14 protein-coding genes and 1 pseudogene are annotated in these 16,397 nt (G+C 62.7%); 9 read left to right on the top strand and 6 right to left on the bottom strand.

Going from position 1 to position 16,397, the window contains the following annotated elements:
- Positions 1–2 precede the first annotated feature (2 nt).
- Positions 3–782, bottom strand: coding sequence for a TIM barrel protein (locus tag QCBJ_RS09060; protein WP_102060622.1), 780 nt, complete (start codon positions 780–782; stop codon positions 3–5).
- Positions 779–1,783: a Gfo/Idh/MocA family oxidoreductase gene (locus QCBJ_RS09055; RefSeq protein WP_102060621.1), complete on the bottom strand. Its 1,005-nt coding sequence runs from the start codon at positions 1,781–1,783 to the stop codon at positions 779–781. The genes QCBJ_RS09060 and QCBJ_RS09055 overlap by 4 nt, the downstream gene beginning before the upstream one ends.
- A gap of 186 nt (positions 1,784–1,969) precedes the next feature.
- Between QCBJ_RS09055 and QCBJ_RS09050 the strand changes: the two genes are divergently transcribed.
- The gene (locus QCBJ_RS09050; protein ID WP_102060620.1) at positions 1,970–3,931 is read left to right on the top strand and encodes a sigma-54-dependent Fis family transcriptional regulator; all 1,962 of its coding nucleotides are present in this window, start codon (positions 1,970–1,972) and stop codon (positions 3,929–3,931) included.
- A 1,026-nt stretch (positions 3,932–4,957) separates the two neighbouring features.
- Here the strand turns inward: QCBJ_RS09050 and QCBJ_RS09045 are convergent.
- Positions 4,958–5,254 (bottom strand): DUF6124 family protein, encoded by a 297-nt coding sequence (locus tag QCBJ_RS09045; RefSeq protein WP_102060619.1) that lies wholly within the window; start codon positions 5,252–5,254, stop codon positions 4,958–4,960.
- A gap of 543 nt (positions 5,255–5,797) precedes the next feature.
- On the bottom strand, positions 5,798–6,856 hold the full coding sequence (locus QCBJ_RS09035; protein ID WP_012723612.1) for a LacI family DNA-binding transcriptional regulator: 1,059 nt from the start codon (positions 6,854–6,856) through the stop codon (positions 5,798–5,800).
- Between the two features lie 161 nt (positions 6,857–7,017).
- Between QCBJ_RS09035 and QCBJ_RS09030 the strand changes: the two genes are divergently transcribed.
- From QCBJ_RS09030 to QCBJ_RS09015, 4 genes are all read left to right on the top strand, one after another.
- Positions 7,018–8,115, top strand: a complete 1,098-nt coding sequence (locus tag QCBJ_RS09030) for a fatty acid desaturase family protein (protein ID WP_102060618.1) — start codon at positions 7,018–7,020, stop codon at positions 8,113–8,115.
- Between the two features lie 135 nt (positions 8,116–8,250).
- Complete coding sequence (locus QCBJ_RS09025) at positions 8,251–8,571, top strand: MocE family 2Fe-2S type ferredoxin (protein ID WP_046036525.1); 321 nt, start codon at positions 8,251–8,253, stop codon at positions 8,569–8,571.
- A gap of 2 nt (positions 8,572–8,573) precedes the next feature.
- On the top strand, positions 8,574–9,773 hold the full coding sequence (locus QCBJ_RS09020; protein ID WP_102060617.1) for an NAD(P)/FAD-dependent oxidoreductase: 1,200 nt from the start codon (positions 8,574–8,576) through the stop codon (positions 9,771–9,773).
- A gap of 1 nt (position 9,774) precedes the next feature.
- On the top strand, positions 9,775–10,590 hold the full coding sequence (locus QCBJ_RS09015; protein WP_102060616.1) for a sugar phosphate isomerase/epimerase: 816 nt from the start codon (positions 9,775–9,777) through the stop codon (positions 10,588–10,590).
- A gap of 274 nt (positions 10,591–10,864) precedes the next feature.
- On the opposite strand, the gene QCBJ_RS09010 is transcribed toward QCBJ_RS09015, so the two are convergent.
- Complete coding sequence (locus QCBJ_RS09010) at positions 10,865–11,737, bottom strand: undecaprenyl-diphosphate phosphatase (protein ID WP_012723617.1); 873 nt, start codon at positions 11,735–11,737, stop codon at positions 10,865–10,867.
- Positions 11,738–11,877: 140 nt separating this feature from the next.
- Between QCBJ_RS09010 and QCBJ_RS09005 the strand changes: the two are divergent.
- Positions 11,878–12,422, top strand: a pseudogene (locus QCBJ_RS09005) (GNAT family N-acetyltransferase).
- Here QCBJ_RS09005 and QCBJ_RS09000 read toward each other — a convergent pair.
- The gene (locus tag QCBJ_RS09000) at positions 12,400–13,344 is read right to left on the bottom strand and encodes a GlxA family transcriptional regulator (protein WP_102060615.1); all 945 of its coding nucleotides are present in this window, start codon (positions 13,342–13,344) and stop codon (positions 12,400–12,402) included. The pseudogene QCBJ_RS09005 and the gene QCBJ_RS09000 overlap by 23 nt on opposite strands.
- A gap of 172 nt (positions 13,345–13,516) precedes the next feature.
- Between QCBJ_RS09000 and QCBJ_RS08995 the strand changes: the two genes are divergently transcribed.
- The 3 genes from QCBJ_RS08995 to QCBJ_RS08985 all read left to right on the top strand — a co-directional run bounded on the left by QCBJ_RS08995 (position 13,517) and on the right by QCBJ_RS08985 (position 16,032).
- A complete protein-coding gene (locus QCBJ_RS08995) occupies positions 13,517–14,146 on the top strand; it encodes a TetR/AcrR family transcriptional regulator (protein ID WP_102060614.1) in 630 nt (209 codons plus the stop codon).
- Positions 14,143–14,820 carry a type 1 glutamine amidotransferase domain-containing protein gene (locus QCBJ_RS08990; protein ID WP_102060613.1) on the top strand — a complete coding sequence of 226 codons (678 nt, stop codon included), beginning with the start codon at positions 14,143–14,145 and terminating at the stop codon, positions 14,818–14,820. The genes QCBJ_RS08995 and QCBJ_RS08990 overlap by 4 nt, the downstream gene beginning before the upstream one ends.
- 78 nt (positions 14,821–14,898) lie before the next feature.
- On the top strand, positions 14,899–16,032 hold the full coding sequence (locus QCBJ_RS08985) for an alkene reductase (protein WP_102060612.1): 1,134 nt from the start codon (positions 14,899–14,901) through the stop codon (positions 16,030–16,032).
- Positions 16,033–16,397: the final 365 nt, after the last annotated feature.

The following is a 16,397-nucleotide window of genomic DNA, read 5'->3' as shown; positions in this document are numbered from 1 at the left end:
TGTTATAGGGTGAACGCTTGGCGAAATCGCTCCAGGGCCAACTCGCTGTCGCCGCTGGCCCAGCCTTCCAGGCCGACCACGCCGCGGTAGCCCATGGCGTGCAGGGCCCTGGCTATGGCTGGGTAGTGGATTTCACCGGTGCCGGGCTCCTGGCGTCCCGGCACGTCGGCCACCTGGATTTCACCGATGTGTGTACCGGCGCGCTGGATCAGCTCGATCAGGTTTCCTTCGCCGATCTGCGCGTGGTACAGGTCCAGGTTCATCTTCAAGTGGGGGCTGCCCACGGCCTCGACCAGCGCCAGGGTGTCGTCGGCGCGGGCAAAGGGCGTGCCGGGGTGGTCGACCTCGGTGTTGAGGTTTTCCAGCAGGAACACACGGCCGGCGTCTTCCCCCAGGCGGGCGATTTTTTCCAGGGTCTTGCAGGCGCTCAGCCACATGCGGCCGGTGGTCTGGCTCATGGGTTGAACGGGCAGGCCGCCGTCACCCAGGCCGGTACCGTGCAGGTTGAGGCTGGGGCAATTCAATTGCTCGGCGACCCCTAAGGATTCGCGGGCGCTGTCGAGCAACTGGCGGATGCCGTCGGGGTCGGTCAGGGTGCCGCTGATGTAGCCGGTCATGGACGTAAAGTCGGCACCGGTGGCGGCGAGGGCGGCGATGTCCTTGTGGGTCCAGTCCCAGATTTCAACGCTGAAGCCCAGCGCATGAATACGCTGTACGCGCTCGATGAAGGGCTGGTCGAGAAACACCATCTCCGCGCTGATCGCGAGCTTGAACGGGCTCATAGGGTCACCGCCTTGCCCGTTTCGAACGATTCGATACAGGCGCGGGCAATCGCCAGCGCCGCGCGTGCGTCTTCACCGCTGGCCAGGGGCTTGGCGCCGCTGCGCAGGCAATCGACAAAGTGGTTGAGCTCGGCGATGTAGGCGTCGCGCAACAGGTCGGTGTCCATGCGCTGGGTGTCGGCCTGGATGCCTTGGGCGAGGTAGCGCACCAAGTCGGAATCGTTAAGGCTGCCCATGCTCAGCATGCCGGCGCTGCCGAACACTTCGCCGCGCACGTCGTAGCCATACACGGCCTGGAAATTGGCTTCGGCAGTGGCGATGGCGCCGTTGTCGAAGCGGATCGCAACCACCGCGGTGTCGAGGAAGCCTTTGTTTTTGTAATCGGGCGCGATCAGTGCGTCAGCCATCACGTAGACCTGCACCGCCTCGGCGCCGGGATTGAGGTAGCGCAGCGTGTCGAAATCGTGGATCAGGGTCTCGAGGAAGATCACCCATTGCGGCGAAGCGGCCGGGTTGTTCAGCGCCGGGTCGCGGGTCAGCGAGCGCAGCAGCTGCGGGGTGCCGATGCGGCCGGCGGCGACGTTGAGGTGCGCGGTGCGAAAGCTCTTGGCGAAACGCCGGTTGAAACCGACCTGCAGCGGCACCCGCGCATCGGCCGCGGCCGCGATGGCTCGGTCGGCCTCATCCAGGGTGATGGCCATGGGTTTTTCGCAGAAGATCCCTTTGCCTGCGCGGGCGGCGCTGATCACCAGCTCGGCGTGGCTGCGGGCGGGGGCGGCGATGAGTACGCCGTCGATGTCCGGGTCGTCGAGCAATTGTTGAGGGTCGGTGTAAACCTTGCTCACGCCCAGTTCAGCGGCGAGGCGGGCGGCCTGGCCTGGCGTCGGGTCGGCAATCGCCGCCAGGCTGGCGCCGGGGATATGCCGAGCGGCGGTCAGGCCGTGGAAGCTGCCCATGCGACCGGCACCGATCAAACCCAGACGGATGTGCTGTGTACTCATGAAATAACCCCTTGTTGTTATTGGCCCCAGGACGGTCCTGGTGGGCGAAAGGGTAGGAGCAAGGCCTGTGCCAATTCATAACTCATTGATAAATAGCGATTTATTATTATTCACAAACAAATAGTGTTCATTTAATGAACATGTCTATACTGACATGTCAAAAACATGGACATGGATACCGCCCCAATGAGCATGGCGTTCAGCGTGCAAGACCTCGACTACCTCACAGACCTTGGGCCTGCTGCGCTGAATGATGGCCCGGTGGCCGCGCTGGAGCAGGCTTGGCGCGACTGCCTGGCCGGTCAGGTCGAGCGCCCGGCGCACGTGCGCCAAGTGATCTGGGATTCGTGGCGTCGCAGCGTCGCGGCCGGTATTGACCCGGCAGACAACGCGTACCGCTTCGTGGCCGCCGAAACCCTGGCCGCCACCCAGGCCACCCACCGCGTGCTGATCGCCGCCGCCGCGCAAGTCATGCGAGGCTTGCTGGCCTACAACCCGCGCGGCCATATCAACCTTACCGATGCCGACGGCACCACCCTGTATTTCTGCGGGCTGGACATCACCCCCGTGGGCAGTCGTCTGCTGGAATCGGTACAAGGCACCAACTGCACCGGCCTGGCGCTGGCCGAAGATCGCCTGGTGTACGTGCTGGCCGAGGAAAACTTCGGTATCGGCCTGCGCCAGCGCCGCATGCAGTGCGCCGCTGCGCCGATCAAGAATGCTCAAGGCCAGACCCTGGCCATGCTGACCCTCACCGCCGAGCCCGGCTGGTTTCACTTCCATACCCTCGGCACGGTGGAGGCTGCGGCCGACGCCGTATCGCGGCAGATGGCCCTGCAAGGTCTGTTGGAAGAACAGCAAACCGTCCTCGAAGTGCTCAACGAAGGCCTGGTGGTGCTGGATGAGCGTGGCTGCATCAAGGCGCTCAACCGCTATGCCCGGCACCTGTTCGGGGTGGGGCTGGAGCTGATCGGTCAGCCGTTTCAGCAGTTGGGGCGCAGCGAATTGAGCGACTCGATGGGCGAGGCCGTTCGCGACCTCGACTGCACCTTCCACCTGCACAACCGCAGCCAACTCGCCTGCCTGGTCTCGGTGTGCCCGCTGGAGCAGGGCGGGGTGATCGTGTCACTGCGGGAGAACCGCCGCATCCGCGAAATCACCCGACGCCTCATCGGCACCCAGGCCAGCTACACCTTCGACACCATCCAGGGGCACTCGCGGGCGATCCAGGACGCGCTGCACTTGGGGCGCATCGCCAGTCGCAGTGATTCCACCACGCTGATCCTGGGTGAAAGCGGCACCGGCAAGGAGCTGTTCGCCCAGGCCATCCACAACGGCAGCGACCGCTGCAACGGCCCGTTTGTGGCGGTCAACTGCGGCGCGATTCCACGCGACCTGGTGCAAAGCGAGCTGTTCGGGCATGTCCAAGGCGCGTTTACCGGCTCGGCGCGTGGCGGCTCGGCGGGTAAGTTTGAACTGGCGGATGGCGGTACGATTTTTCTGGATGAGATTGGCGACATGTCCTTCGATGCCCAGGTGAGCTTGCTGCGGGTGTTGCAGGAAGGTGAGATCACCCGTGTCGGCGCGAAAAATTCGCGGCAAGTGGACGTGCGCATCATCGCCGCCACCCACCGCAACCTCAGCCAGGCGGTAGCGGAAGGCGCGTTTCGCGAAGACCTCTACTACCGCCTCAATGTGCTCAACCTGACCGTGCCGCCACTGCGCATGCGCCGTGAAGACATTCCGCTGCTGGCGCGGCACTTTTTGGCCCGCTGTGCGCGCTCGTTGCGTAAGTCGGTGCAGGGCTTTTCACCGGAGGCGATGGCATTGCTCTCGGCCTATGGCTGGCCGGGCAATGTGCGCGAGTTGGAAAACAGCATCGAGCGGGCGACCAACTTGGCGACGGGGGCGCTGATCGAACCAGTGGACCTGCCCTTGGAAAACCGCCAACGCGCCCCGCTGCGCGGCTACGAACCGCACCCCGCCCAGGACCTGAGCAGCCACGAAATGCACGCCATCGTCGCCGCGCTTAAAAGCACCGGTGGCAATATCCGCCTGGCTGCGCGGCAACTGAACGTGTCGCGGGGCGGGCTGTACAACAAGATGAGTCGGTTTGGGCTGAATGCCGGGGATTTTCGTGGCGACTGAGATTTAAGTCTGGCGCAGTTCAAATGTGGGAGGGGGCTTGCTCCCGCCGGCGGCCTGACAGCTGACCACAATCTAACTGTTACCCCGCGATCCAAATGTGGGAGGGGCTTGCCCCCGATAGCGGTGTGTCAGTCGATTCATCAGGTGACTGATTCAGCGCCATCGGGGCCTGGGTATCTACACAATTCTGGGGCTGGCGCTGGACCTGTGGGAGGGGGCTTGCTCCCGCCGGCGGCCTGACAGCTGACCGCCATCTAACTGTTAGGCTGCGATCCAAATGTGGGAGGGGGCTTGCCCCCGATAGCGGTGTGTCAGTCGATTCATCAGGTGACTGATTCAGCGCCATCGGGGCCTCGGTATCTACACAATTCTGGGTATGGCGCAGGACCTGTGGCGAGGGGGCTTGCTCCCGCTGGCGGCCTGACAGCCGAGCGCCATTTAACGGTTAGACCGCGATCCAAATGTGGGAGGGGGCTTGCCCCCGATAGCGGTGTGTCAGTCGGTTCATCTGGTGACTGATTCAGCGCCATCGGGGCCTCGGTATCTACACAATTCTGGGTATGGCGCTGGATCTGTGGCGAGGGAGCTTGCTCCCGCCGGCGGCCTTGCAGACGACCAGGATGTTGGATCAGACCGGGTACATATCCGTTATTTAGGTAACGGCTGCTATGGGTTCCGCCCTTACGGCGGCTCACTTTTGAAGAGCGCAAAAGTAAGCAAAACGCTCTTGCCCCAACACTCGGCACCTCGCTCACGCTCGGTGTGCCCGTAATCCGACAGGGATTTGGGGGGCCGCCGCCACGCGCCATCCATGGCGCGGGGCGGCTAAACCGGCATCCCTGCCGGTTTACCCCCCAAATCCCTGTCGAATTCCGGCCAGCGTGTTTGACGGGGCGCCTCAGATCAAAAGCGGGATCAAGATCAAGAGCGGCTCGCTTCGCATCGTGGTTAGCGTTGGTTGCTGCAGCGTTGTGTCGGTACCTATGGCCATCGCAGGCAAGCCAGCTCTCGCAGGGTTAATCGTATTTAGGTGGTTGTCTTGGGGGGCGTCAGGCACTCGATGGAGCGATCCACGGTGGTCTTGGCAATCTCCAGTAAATGCCACACCGCCAGGATCTTCGCCCGCTCGGGATTATCCAGTGTCTCTCCACAATCCAGCGCGGTCGCCGATGAACTGTCGAGCAAGCTGGCGGTGTAGAGCAGAGCGTCTTCGAAGCTCAGGTCTTCGTTGATGGAGTGAAAGCCCTGGGTGGGCAGGTAGTGATCGATGGCGCGGTTGAAGGCGGCGCGGTCTTTGGTGGGGTCGTTTGCGTCTTTGTTCATTGTTTAGCTTCCTTTTGGACTCAGGGAGCCGAACCTTCCGCGACTAAACGTAGGGTGGCGGCTGTACGCAGGTTAGTCGACCGGCCAAAAGGCAAAATCCGGCGCACCCAAGGGCGCCCTGCGCACAGCCACCATTAAACCTCATGGAGGATCATGCGCCTTTTGGAATACCGGGCGACTAAACCCGATCACTGAATTGGCAGCGACGGACCGCAGACTAGCCACCGATTCCAGCAGGCACAAGGCGGCGAGGATTGTCTAGGAAACGTCCTGCAATTAAAAGGGACCTGCCTTGCTGGCCCTTTACAAACCATGACCAAATGCCACTAACCGCTCGCTGGCGGGTCGTCTCGCAGGCCTATGGCTTCAACTGTTTCCATTCAATGGCAAAGCGGGCCAGGTATTTGGTGGTGGTCGCTTCACCACGCCGCACATGAGCGACCATCTGCACAGCAATATGCAGGTGGTCCAACGCTTCCTGCCCGTGGTGATCGAGAGTCGCGTGCGCGAGGAGGGTGGCTTGATCATCGAGTGCCGCGCCCGCTAGAGGTTTTCCGACGTCACAATCTGCGGCGATATATACACCCGATGCCGCACCGGATCGAACCCCTCGGTGCGCTCCCGTTCCTCACTCTGCAAGGCCACCAGCAACTGCACCAGTGCGGTCGCCGTCTGCCCCGGCTGCGAATCCATCACCACATCGATCAACCCCTGGCGCAGCGCCTGGCGTGACAGCTCGGTCGACTCCTGCAAGATGCAGCACAGCGCTGGTCGCTTGGGCAACTGCGCCAGGGCGCTGATGATGCCGTCACCGCCGCCGCCCACCACGCACAGGCCGCGCAGGTCGCTGTGGCGGCTGATCAGGTCGAGAGTGGCTTCCTCGGTGATGTCGCAGTTATCCAGGTTGATCAACGGCTCGAGCGGCTTGAGCCCCGGCGCGTGTTCGGCCAGGTAGCTGTGCAAGCCTTCGACCCGCGCCTGGTGGCCGAGAAAACGATGGCCGCCGAGCAGGATCCCCACGCTGCCTTTGCGCGCGCCGCCAGTGCGCGCGAGCAACCAGCCCATGGTGCGGCCGACCACGTGGTTGTCCTGGCCCACGTAGGGCTCCAGGGCTTGCTCGTGGATATCCGAGAGCAGGGCGACCACGGGCACGCCGGCTTCGCGGATCTGCTTGAGGCAGGCGTTGATCAGCGGATGGGCAAAGCTGACCACCGCGAGGCCATCGCATTGCACGGCCAACTGTTCGATCTGCGCAACGATCGCGCTGGGGGTGCGATCCACGATGTATTCGAACTGGCACGTCAGGTTGGCCGTGGCGTGATGCTGCGCCGCGGTGCTGATCGACTGCGCCAGGTTGGCATAGAACGCTTGGGCGGTCCCCAGCAAGAGGATGCCGAAACGATAAGTCGGCCGACGTTCGCGAATGCGCTGGCCGATCAGCCGCGCGGCAAAATAGCCCACGGCTTCGGCGGCCTGGAACACCTGCTCGGCGGTGTCCGGGTTGACCGGCGCACGCGCATTCAATACGCGGTCGACGGTGGCCACACTCAGCCCTGCATGGGCGGCAACGGTGGCGATGGTTGGGCGTTTATTGTTGTTCATGACAAGCCCTTTGAACGTCTTGATAGAAAACTATCAAGCTCCGCTAGGCCTGGATGATAGCTTGATAGGGAATGGAATCAAGGCCTTGAGGGGCATTTACCGGTTCTCTATGGTGGGTTTCGTAAAGCACTAGAAACCACCGCTTGCGGAGAACAATAACAATGCCTGAACACACCGCTCACACCGCCCGTCGCGACTACAGCCTCACCGGCCCCGAAGCCGCCCGCGCCGCTGAAAAAGGCCTGGTCTCGGCCAACTGGTACCAGTCGCCCATCTCGCGTAAACGCATGAAAGAACTGATGCAGCGCCGTGACGGCCCGGCCTTGCTCGACACCGCCATCTGGGTGGTCGCGCTGTTGGCCACAGGCTTCGGGGCTTATTGGTTCTGGGGCACCTGGGCCTGCGTGCCGTTCTTCCTCGTCTATGGCGTGCTGTACGGCACCGCGTCCAACCCGCGCTGGCACGAAACCGGCCACGGCACCGCATTCAAGACCCGTTGGATGAACGACGTGCTGTACCAGGTCGCCAGCTTCATGTGCATCTTCGAACCCCACGTGTGGCGCTGGAGCCATGCCCGTCACCACACCGACACCATCGTGGTCGGCCGCGACCCGGAGATCGTCGAGCCGCGTCCACCGAGCTTCTTGATGATGTTCCTGAGCCTGTTCAATTTGCCCTTGGCCTGGAAGACATTCGGCGGCGTCGCGCGCCATGCCATTGGCAAGATGAGTGCCCAGGAAGCGGACTTCATCCCTGAATCCGAATGGCCCAAAGTGTTTCGCGCGGCGCGGATCTGGGTCGGCATTTATGCCGTGGTGATTGGCACCGCCTTGTACCTGCACAGCTGGTTGCCGCTGATGCTGATTGGATTGCCGAGTCTCTACGGCGCCTGGCTCGGCTACGTCTTCGGCCTTACCCAACACGTCGGCCTGGCCGAAGACGTGCTGGACCACCGCAGTAACTGCCGCACCATCTACATGAACCGCGTGCTGCGTTTTATCTACATGGACATGAACTACCACCTCGAACACCACATGTACCCGATGGTGCCGTACCACGCGCTCAAGCACCTGCACGAAGAAATCCGCAGCGACTGCCCGCCGCCGTACGCCAACCTGTTCGAAGCGTACAAAGAGATCCTGCCGACGATCTGGAAACAGCGCAGCGACCCGACCTATTTCGTCCAGCGCCCACTGGCGAACGACGCTGAGGGTGGCGAGGGAGCTTGCTCGCGCTGGGCTGCGCAGCAGCCCCAATAAAACCACCGCATTCATTCAGACATAACTCGACTGCCGATCTTGGGGCCGCTTCGCCGCAGCCCAGCGCGAGCAAGCTCGCTCGCCACAACAAGCGCGCTTGCCACAGGGGCAGTCAGTCATTTGGAGACAAACGCCATGAACGATCAATGGATCGACGTCTGCGCCGTGGGCGAAATAGACGAAGAAGACGTGCTGCGCTTCGACCACGGGCCGCATACCTACGCGGTGTACCGTTCGGCCGAGAATGAGTTTTTCGCCACCGCCGGTCTGTGCACCCACGAGAAAATCCACCTGGCCGACGGCCTGGTGATGGACCACGTGATCGAGTGCCCCAAGCACAACGGGCGCTTCGATTACCGCACCGGCAAAGCCATGGGCGCGCCGGTGTGCGTCAACCTCAAGACCTACCCGGTGCGGGTCGAAGCGGGGCGAGTGTTGCTCGCCGTCACGGCGTGACCATGAGCGCACCCCTGATCATCGTCGGCGCCGGCCATGCCGGTGGCCGTGCGGCGCTGACCCTGCGCGAAGAGGGTTACACCGGGCGCCTGATCCTGATCGGCGATGAGCCGCACTTGCCCTACGAGCGACCACCGCTGTCCAAGGCTGTGCTGCAGGGCACGGCGGATCTGGCCGGGTGCAGCCTGTGCGACAGCGCACGGCTGGCGGAGTTGGGTATCGAGCATATCGCCGGTCACCCGGTGACCCAATTGGAGCCGGAACACCATCGCCTGCAACTCGCCGACGGCCAGTGGCTGCCGTATGCCGGTCTGCTGTTGGCCACTGGCGGACGGGCACGACGCTTGCCCCAAGAGCAAGCCCATGTGCTTTACCTGCGCACCCACGATGAAGCGCTGGCCCTGCGCAACGCGCTAAAGGCCGGGACGCGGCTGGTTGTGATCGGTGGCGGTTTTATCGGCCTGGAAGTGGCAGCCACGGCACGTGGCTTGGGCTGTGAAGTCACGCTGCTCGAAGCCGGACCGCGTTTGGCGGGGCGGGTATTGCCGCCGGTCATCAGCGAGGCGCTGCTGGCGCTGCATCGCCAACACGGCGTGGATGTGCGCTTGAATGTGGCCTTGGAGTCCATCCAGGCCGACGCCGTGCTGCTGGTGGACGGGCAACGGTTGCCGTGCGATCTGGTCGTCGTCGGCATCGGCATGCAGCCCAATATCGAGTTGGCCACGGCGGCGGGGCTGGACGTGGGGCAGGGCATTCGTGTCGATACGCACCTGCGCACCAGCGCGCCCGACATCTATGCCGCCGGTGACGTGTGTGAGTTTCGCCTGGGCGGTCTCTACCAGCGCCAGGAAACCTGGCGCAACGCCGAGGTCCAGGGGCGGCATGCGGCGTTGAATCTGCTGGGGCACGACGTGCCGTTCGACGCGCTCCCCGGTTTCTGGTCCGACCAGTACGACTGGGGGTTGCAGACCGTTGGCGTGATCACGCCCTTGACGGTCAGCCGCCCATTGGCGGGCGGCGGCGTGCTGCTGTTCTACCTGGATGCCGAGCACCATTTGCACGGTGCCTGCGGTTGGGCGCCGGGCAACAGCGTGGCCAAAGACATCAAGCTGTGTGAGCGCCTGATCAGCGCACGTAGACCGCTCAACGCGGCCAGCCTGGCCGACCCCGAGCTGTCCCTCAAACACCTGCTGCGAGGCTGATATGCGCCAATTCCTGGTGTTCCAATCCCTGTGGGCGATGCAAACCGAGCCCGGCACCCTCGACGACCAACTCGACCGCATCAAGGCCGCCGGTTTCGACGGCATTACCGACCATTACTACACACCCGCCGACGTGGCCCGCTTGCACGCCGCCGCCACGGCCAGGGGCCTGCAGATCGAAGGCCAGCTGTTCCCGCAATCGGTGGATGACCTGGCGGCCGCGCTGGATGTGGTCAGCGGCTACGGCTGTCACCACCTCACCCTGCAAGCCGACGTGCGCCCGCGTACTCAACGCGAAGCGGCGCGACTGGTCGAAGGCTGGCAACGCCTGGCCGAGCAGGTGGACTTTCCGGTGCTGCTGGAAACCCACCGTTATCGGCTCACCAATGACCTGCTGTTCACCCTCGACTTGCTGGCGCAGATGCCCGACTTGAAACTGCTGGCCGATCTGTCCCACTACGTGGTCGGGCGTGAACTGCCGGAGCCTGGTGCCGCCGAGGACGATGAACAGATCCGCACTGTCCTGCGCCACAGCTGGGGGTTTCACGGCCGCGTGGCCAGCAGCGAACAGGTGCAGGTGTCGTTGGATTTCCCCCAGCATCACGCCTGGGTGCAACGTTTCACCGAGTGGTGGCGCTACGGGATTGAACACTGGCTGGCGCGGCCCGAGGCACCGCAGAGCCTGTCGTTCACCTGTGAACTGGGCCCGCCGCCCTATGCGATCACCGGCGCAGATGGCCGTGAAATCAGCGATCGCTGGGCCGAAGCGCTGAAGATGCAGGCGTTGATTCGACAGGTGTGGCAGCGCTGTCAGTGATGACCTTGAACCCGCTCAGTCATGAGCACTGTGTTCAAGACCAAGCAGTTCGAATTGCGATAACCCTAGGTATCTACGCATCTTTTGACTGTAGTGAGCGGGCTTGCCCCGCGCTGGGCTGTGGAGCAGCCCCAAAAAGGAGGAACCTGGTGTATCAGATACGCTTCATCGGTCGGTTTTAGGGCCGCTTTGCAGCCCAGCGCGGGGCAAGCCCGCTCACTACAGTGTCGTACTGGGGGTGTGGCGAGGGAGCTTGCTCCCGTGGCCGCTGCTTTCAGCTCAGCAGCCCGGTGCTGACCGCCACAATCAGAAACACCCCCAGCAGCGCGCGGTAGATCACGAACGGCCAGGTGGAGAACCGCTCCAGGAACTTCATCAGCCCCCAGATCGCAAAAAATGCCGAGATGCTCGCCACCACCAGGCCGAACAGCAGGTGCGGCCAGGCATGCACGGGCATATCGGCATGCAGCAACACCCACAGTTCCTTCAAACCGGCGAGGGCAATGGCGGGCAGGCCCAGCAGGAAGGAAAACCGCGCGGCTTCCTCACGCTTGAAGTTGAGGAACAGCGCGGCGGTCAGCGTGGAGCCGGAACGCGAGACGCCAGGAATCAACGCACCAATTTGCGCAATCCCCACGATCAACGCATCCCGCAGGCGCATTTCACTCACTTCGCGGGTGTGGCGTGCACGCACTTCCGCCACCGCCAACAGCACCGCCATGACCACGCAGGAAATACCGATCACCATCAACCCGCGCAACGGCGAGTTGCAGGCATTCAACGTCGACGACAACGCCAGCCCGGCAATGCCGATGGGGATCGTCGCCAGCACAATCGCCACCGCCAGCTTGAACCAGGGGTCGTTGTAGTCGCCCCGGCGCACGGCGCCGATGCTGCCGGTGGTCACCTGGCGCACATCCCGCCAGAAGTAACTGACCACCGCCGCCAGCGCCGCCAACTGCATGGCCGCGGAAAACGCCGAGCCGGGATCTTGCCAGCCGAGCAGGGCGGGTACCACGCGCATATGGGCGGTGGACGACACCGGCAACAGTTCGGTAATGCCCTGGATCACGCCCAGGATGAAGATCTGCAGGTAGTCCAGGGAGGCAAACCCCACATCCAGGCCGGCGGAACAGACGTTGCTCACAATGCGTGTCCTTGAAAAAGAGAGGCAATTTCGCGGAGTTTATTCGAAATGTTTCAGGGTTTCGGGGGAGGCAACGCCTATTTGCAATCGGTTCAGCAAGTAGAAAGGTTGGCGACTCTATTGGACTGTCCCGGCGTTTTGTGAACAATGGCGCCCTGCATTTTTGACCGAGAGCCCCATGCCTGAAACCACCGTCGAACTGATCCAGACCGGCCCGGAGCACGCCGAGCTGATCCGTAATCTCTACCAGTACTACGCCTACGAGTCGTCGGACTGGGAACAGGAAGATGTCGAGGCGGATGGCCGCTTCTACATCCATGACGAACACCTGACCCGTTACTGGCAGGACCCGCAATGGAGCGCCAACCTGTTGCTGGTCGACGGCTACATCGCCGGTTTCCTGCTGATCGAAGGCAGCGAACTGCCGGGCATCGACGCCCTGGAACTGGCCGACCTGTTCATCCTCAAGCGCTACCGCCGCAAAGGGATTGGCCGCGCCATCGCCACCCAGGTGCTGTGCAGCGGCGAGGCCAATTGGCTGGTGCGGTTCTATGATCAGGACGAAGTGTCCCAGGCGTTCTGGCGCACGGTGCTGGATAACCTGCCGCGCCCGGTGCAGACGATTGAACTGGAGGATGACCCGCAGTTGGTGAGTTACCTGATTACGCGGGCGGCGCTGCATTAAAGGCTTGCTGCATCACCTGCGGCGGTTGCCCGAACGCCCTTAAAAACGCCTGGCGCATGCGCTCGCGATCACCAAACCCGGTTTCGCGGGCCACCACCTCGACCGGGTGGCGACTGGTTTCCATCAGCGCCCGGGCGGCTTCGACCCGCAGGGACTCGATGGCCTTGGCCGGTGTCTGCCCGGTTTCTTCACGGAACACCCGGCTGAACTGGCGCGGACTGAGCCGCGCGACATCGGCCAGGGCTTCCACCGAGAGGTCATGGGTCAGGTTCTCGCGGGCGTAGGCCAGGGCCAGTTGCACGCGGTCCGATTTAGGGTCCAACTCCAGCAGGGCGGACAACTGCGATTGCTCGCTGCCGCGACGCTGGGCGATCACCAGTTTGCGTGCAATGCGCCGCGCCAGGTCGCTGCCCAGGTCGTTCTCCACCATCGCCAACGCCAGGTCCACGCCGGCGCTCATGCCGGCGCCGGTCCAGATGTGGCCGTCGACGATAAACAGCTTGTCCTCTTCCAGGCGGATATCCGGGTAGCGCTTGCGAAAGGCCGGTGCGTGGATCCAGTGGGTGGTGGTGCGCTTGCCTTCGAGCAGACCGGCTTCGGCCAGCACGAAGATGCCCATGCACAGCGAGGCCACACGCCGCGACTGGACGGAGGCGGCCTTGACCAGTTCCAGCAGGTTGGCTTCCGGCAGGCGGAATTCCAGGTAGCCGCTGACGATCAGCGTGTCGTAACCCTCCGGCCGGATCGGTGTGGTGTTCACCGAAAAACCCTGGGACGTCATCACCGCGCCGCCGCTTTCCGACACCAGGTGAAACTCATAGGCCGGCTCACCGCGCAGCAGGTTCGCGCACTCGAATACCGAGCCCAGGCTGAGGCTCAGGGATTGGAAGTTCGGGTAAACCATCAGCGCAACGCTGTGCATCGCATGTCTCCAGGGGTGTGGTGGCAGGGATTGTCGGCGGCTGCCGGGAAAACGGCAACCCACTTTGGCGCATGTCCGAAATCCTTGCGGATCTGACATTGTGCGCGTTTCGCCTGGCTCCTAACATTCACTCAACGAACTAGACGACTGGTCTAATCGATCGAGATGAAGCATGAGCCGCGAAACTAAAAGTGCAAGGCAGGCGATTCTGGAAACGGCGCAGCCGATTGTGGGCGCCAAGGGATTTTCTGCGGTGGGGTTGAACGAAATACTTCACGCCGCCGATGTGCCTAAAGGCTCGTTCTATCACTACTTCAACTCTAAAGACGCGTTCGGGGTGGTATTGCTCGATATCTATTTCGATAACTACTTGAACGCTATGCAACAGCTGTTCAATCAGCCGGGCTTATCTCAACACGCCAAGTTGATGCGTTATTGGCAAAGCTGGATCAACAACCAGACCGGCTGCACCGACGCCGGCAAATGCCTTGCCGTCAAACTCGGTGCAGAGGTGTCAGACCTTTCAGAGCCGATGCGCCTGGCCCTGCAACGCGGCACCGCACGCACCATCGGGTTGCTCAGCGAGGCCTTGCAGCAGGGCGTCGAAGACGGCTCGGTAACGATCACGCAACACCCCGAAAGCCTGGCCCGGCGCCTGTATGCGTTGTGGCTGGGGACCAGCGTCATGAGCAAGATCACCCATACAGCGGCGCCGTTCGACGAGGCGCTGGGGCTGACCCGACAGTTGTTGGGGCAGCCGGAAGAAACTGACACTCACCCCTATCGAGGCACTGGAAAATGAAAGTATTAATGGTACTGACCTCTCACGACCAGCTCGGCGATACCGGGCGTAAGACCGGCTTCTGGCTCGAAGAATTTGCCGCTCCCTACTACGCGTTCAAAGACGCCGGTGCCGACGTGGTGCTGGCATCCCCGGCCGGCGGTCAACCGCCGCTGGACCCGGTCAGCGACCAGCCGGATGCCCAGACCGAACAGACCCGCCGCTTTGCCGCCGACCCGGCCGCCCAGCAAGCCCTGGCCACCACGGTGAAACTGGACACGGTCAACGCCGACGACTTCGACACCGTGTTCTACCCAGGCGGCCACGGCCCACTGTGGGACCTGGCGGAATCGCCGGTGTCGATCGCGCTGATCGAGTCCTTCGAGCGCGCCGGTAAGCCCATCGGTTTCGTCTGCCATGCACCGGGTGCCCTGCGTCACGTCAAGGCAGTCAATGGTGAGTCGTTGATCAAGGGCCGTCGTGTCACCGGCTTCTCCAACTCGGAAGAGGCGGCGGTGGAGTTGACCGATGTGGTGCCGTTCCTGATTGAAGACGAGTTCAAGAAACTCGGCGGCCACTATGAGAAGGGTGCCGATTGGCAATCCTTTGTGATTACCGATGGCCTGCTGGTCACCGGGCAAAACCCTGGCAGTTCCAGTGATGTGGCTAAAGCCCTGCTGACACTCACCGCTTAATTAACTAACCGCTTGATGCATTGGCGACTTTTATAAGTCGCTAATGCTTTAGCGCGCCCGCTATTTGGACAGTATTCAATGAATGACCCTATTTTAAGTACCCCGGTAAAACTGGGGCACCACACGCTGAACAACCGTATTGTGCTGCCGCCGTTGACGCGCCAGCGCAGTGCCCAGCCCGGCGATATCGCCACCGACTTGATGGCCGAGTATTACCGCCAGCGCGCCACGGCCGGTTTTATGGTCAGCGAAGGCACGCAGATTGAACCGCGTGGCCAGGGTTACGCGTGGACGCCGGGTATCTACACCCCGGCGCAGATCGACGGCTGGCGCACCGTCACCGAGGCTGTGCATGCCGAAGGCGGGGTGATCTTTGCCCAGTTGTGGCATGTCGGTCGCGTGTCCCACAACGCGTTGCAGCCAGACGGCGCCGCCCCTGTCGCGCCGTCGGCGATCCAGGCGTTGCAGGCCAAGGCCTTTATCGAAACCGGGCCTGGCATGGGCGAACTGAAGCAGCCGCCGGTGCCACGTGCATTGTCCGTGCTTGAGATCGAAGAATTGGTCGGGCACTACGCCCAGGCCGCCCGCAATGCGCTGGATGCCGGGTTTGACGGGGTGGAAATCCATTCGGCCAATGGTTACCTGGTCAACCAATTCATCTCCGCCCATTCCAACCAGCGCGAGGATGAATACGGTGGCTCGCTGCACAACCGCCTGCGCTTTCTGCGCGAGATCGTCGAAGCCGTGAGCGCCGTGGTCGGGCCGCAGCGTCTAGGCGTACGGTTCTCGCCGTTATTCAGCGGCACCGATCAGGACCGTGTCTACATCGGCCTGGTGGAAGACGACCCGCACCACACCTACATCGAAGCGATCAAAGTGCTGGAAGAGTCGGGCATCGCCTACGTTTCCATCGCCGAAGCCGACTGGGACAACGCCCCGGTGTTACCCGAGTCCTTCCGCCGAGCGGTGCGTGAGACCTTCAGCGGGCGGATCATCTACGCCGGTCGTTACACCGCTGAGCGCGGTGCTGATCTGGTCGAAGCGGGTCTGGCGGACCTGATTGCGTTCGGACGGCCGTTCATTGCCAACCCGGATCTGCCACAACGGATTTTCAATGGCTGGCCGTTGAACCCGCTGAAGGCGGAAGGGCTGTATGGCGGGACGGAAGCGGGTTACATCGATTACCCGGCCTACCGCCCAGTAGCCCAGTAGCGCTGTAACGCTGAACCCTGTGGGCGCTGGCTTGCCTGCGAAAGTATCACCTGGGTACGCCTGACTCACCACGTTGCCTGCATCGCCGGCAAGACTGCCTTTGCTCCACACCACTCAAGCCGGCTGTCAGGCCGCTGTGCTTTTGCTTTTGATCTTGATCTCAAGCGCCCCGTCAAACACGCTGGCCGGAATTCGGCAGGGATTTGGGGGGTAAACCGGCAGGGATGCCGGTTTAGCCGCCCCGCGCCATGGATGGCGCGTGGCGGCGGCCCCCCAAATTCCTGTCGGATTACGGGCACACCGAGCGTGAGCGAGGTGCCGAGTGTTGGGGCAAGAGCGTTTTGCTTACTTTTGCGCTCTTCAAA

Origin of the sequence: Pseudomonas sp. QC2, from assembly GCF_002859085.1 — a bacterium.
Lineage (GTDB): Bacteria > Pseudomonadota > Gammaproteobacteria > Pseudomonadales > Pseudomonadaceae > Aquipseudomonas > Aquipseudomonas petroselini.
This window is presented reverse-complemented; position numbering and strand designations above follow the sequence as displayed.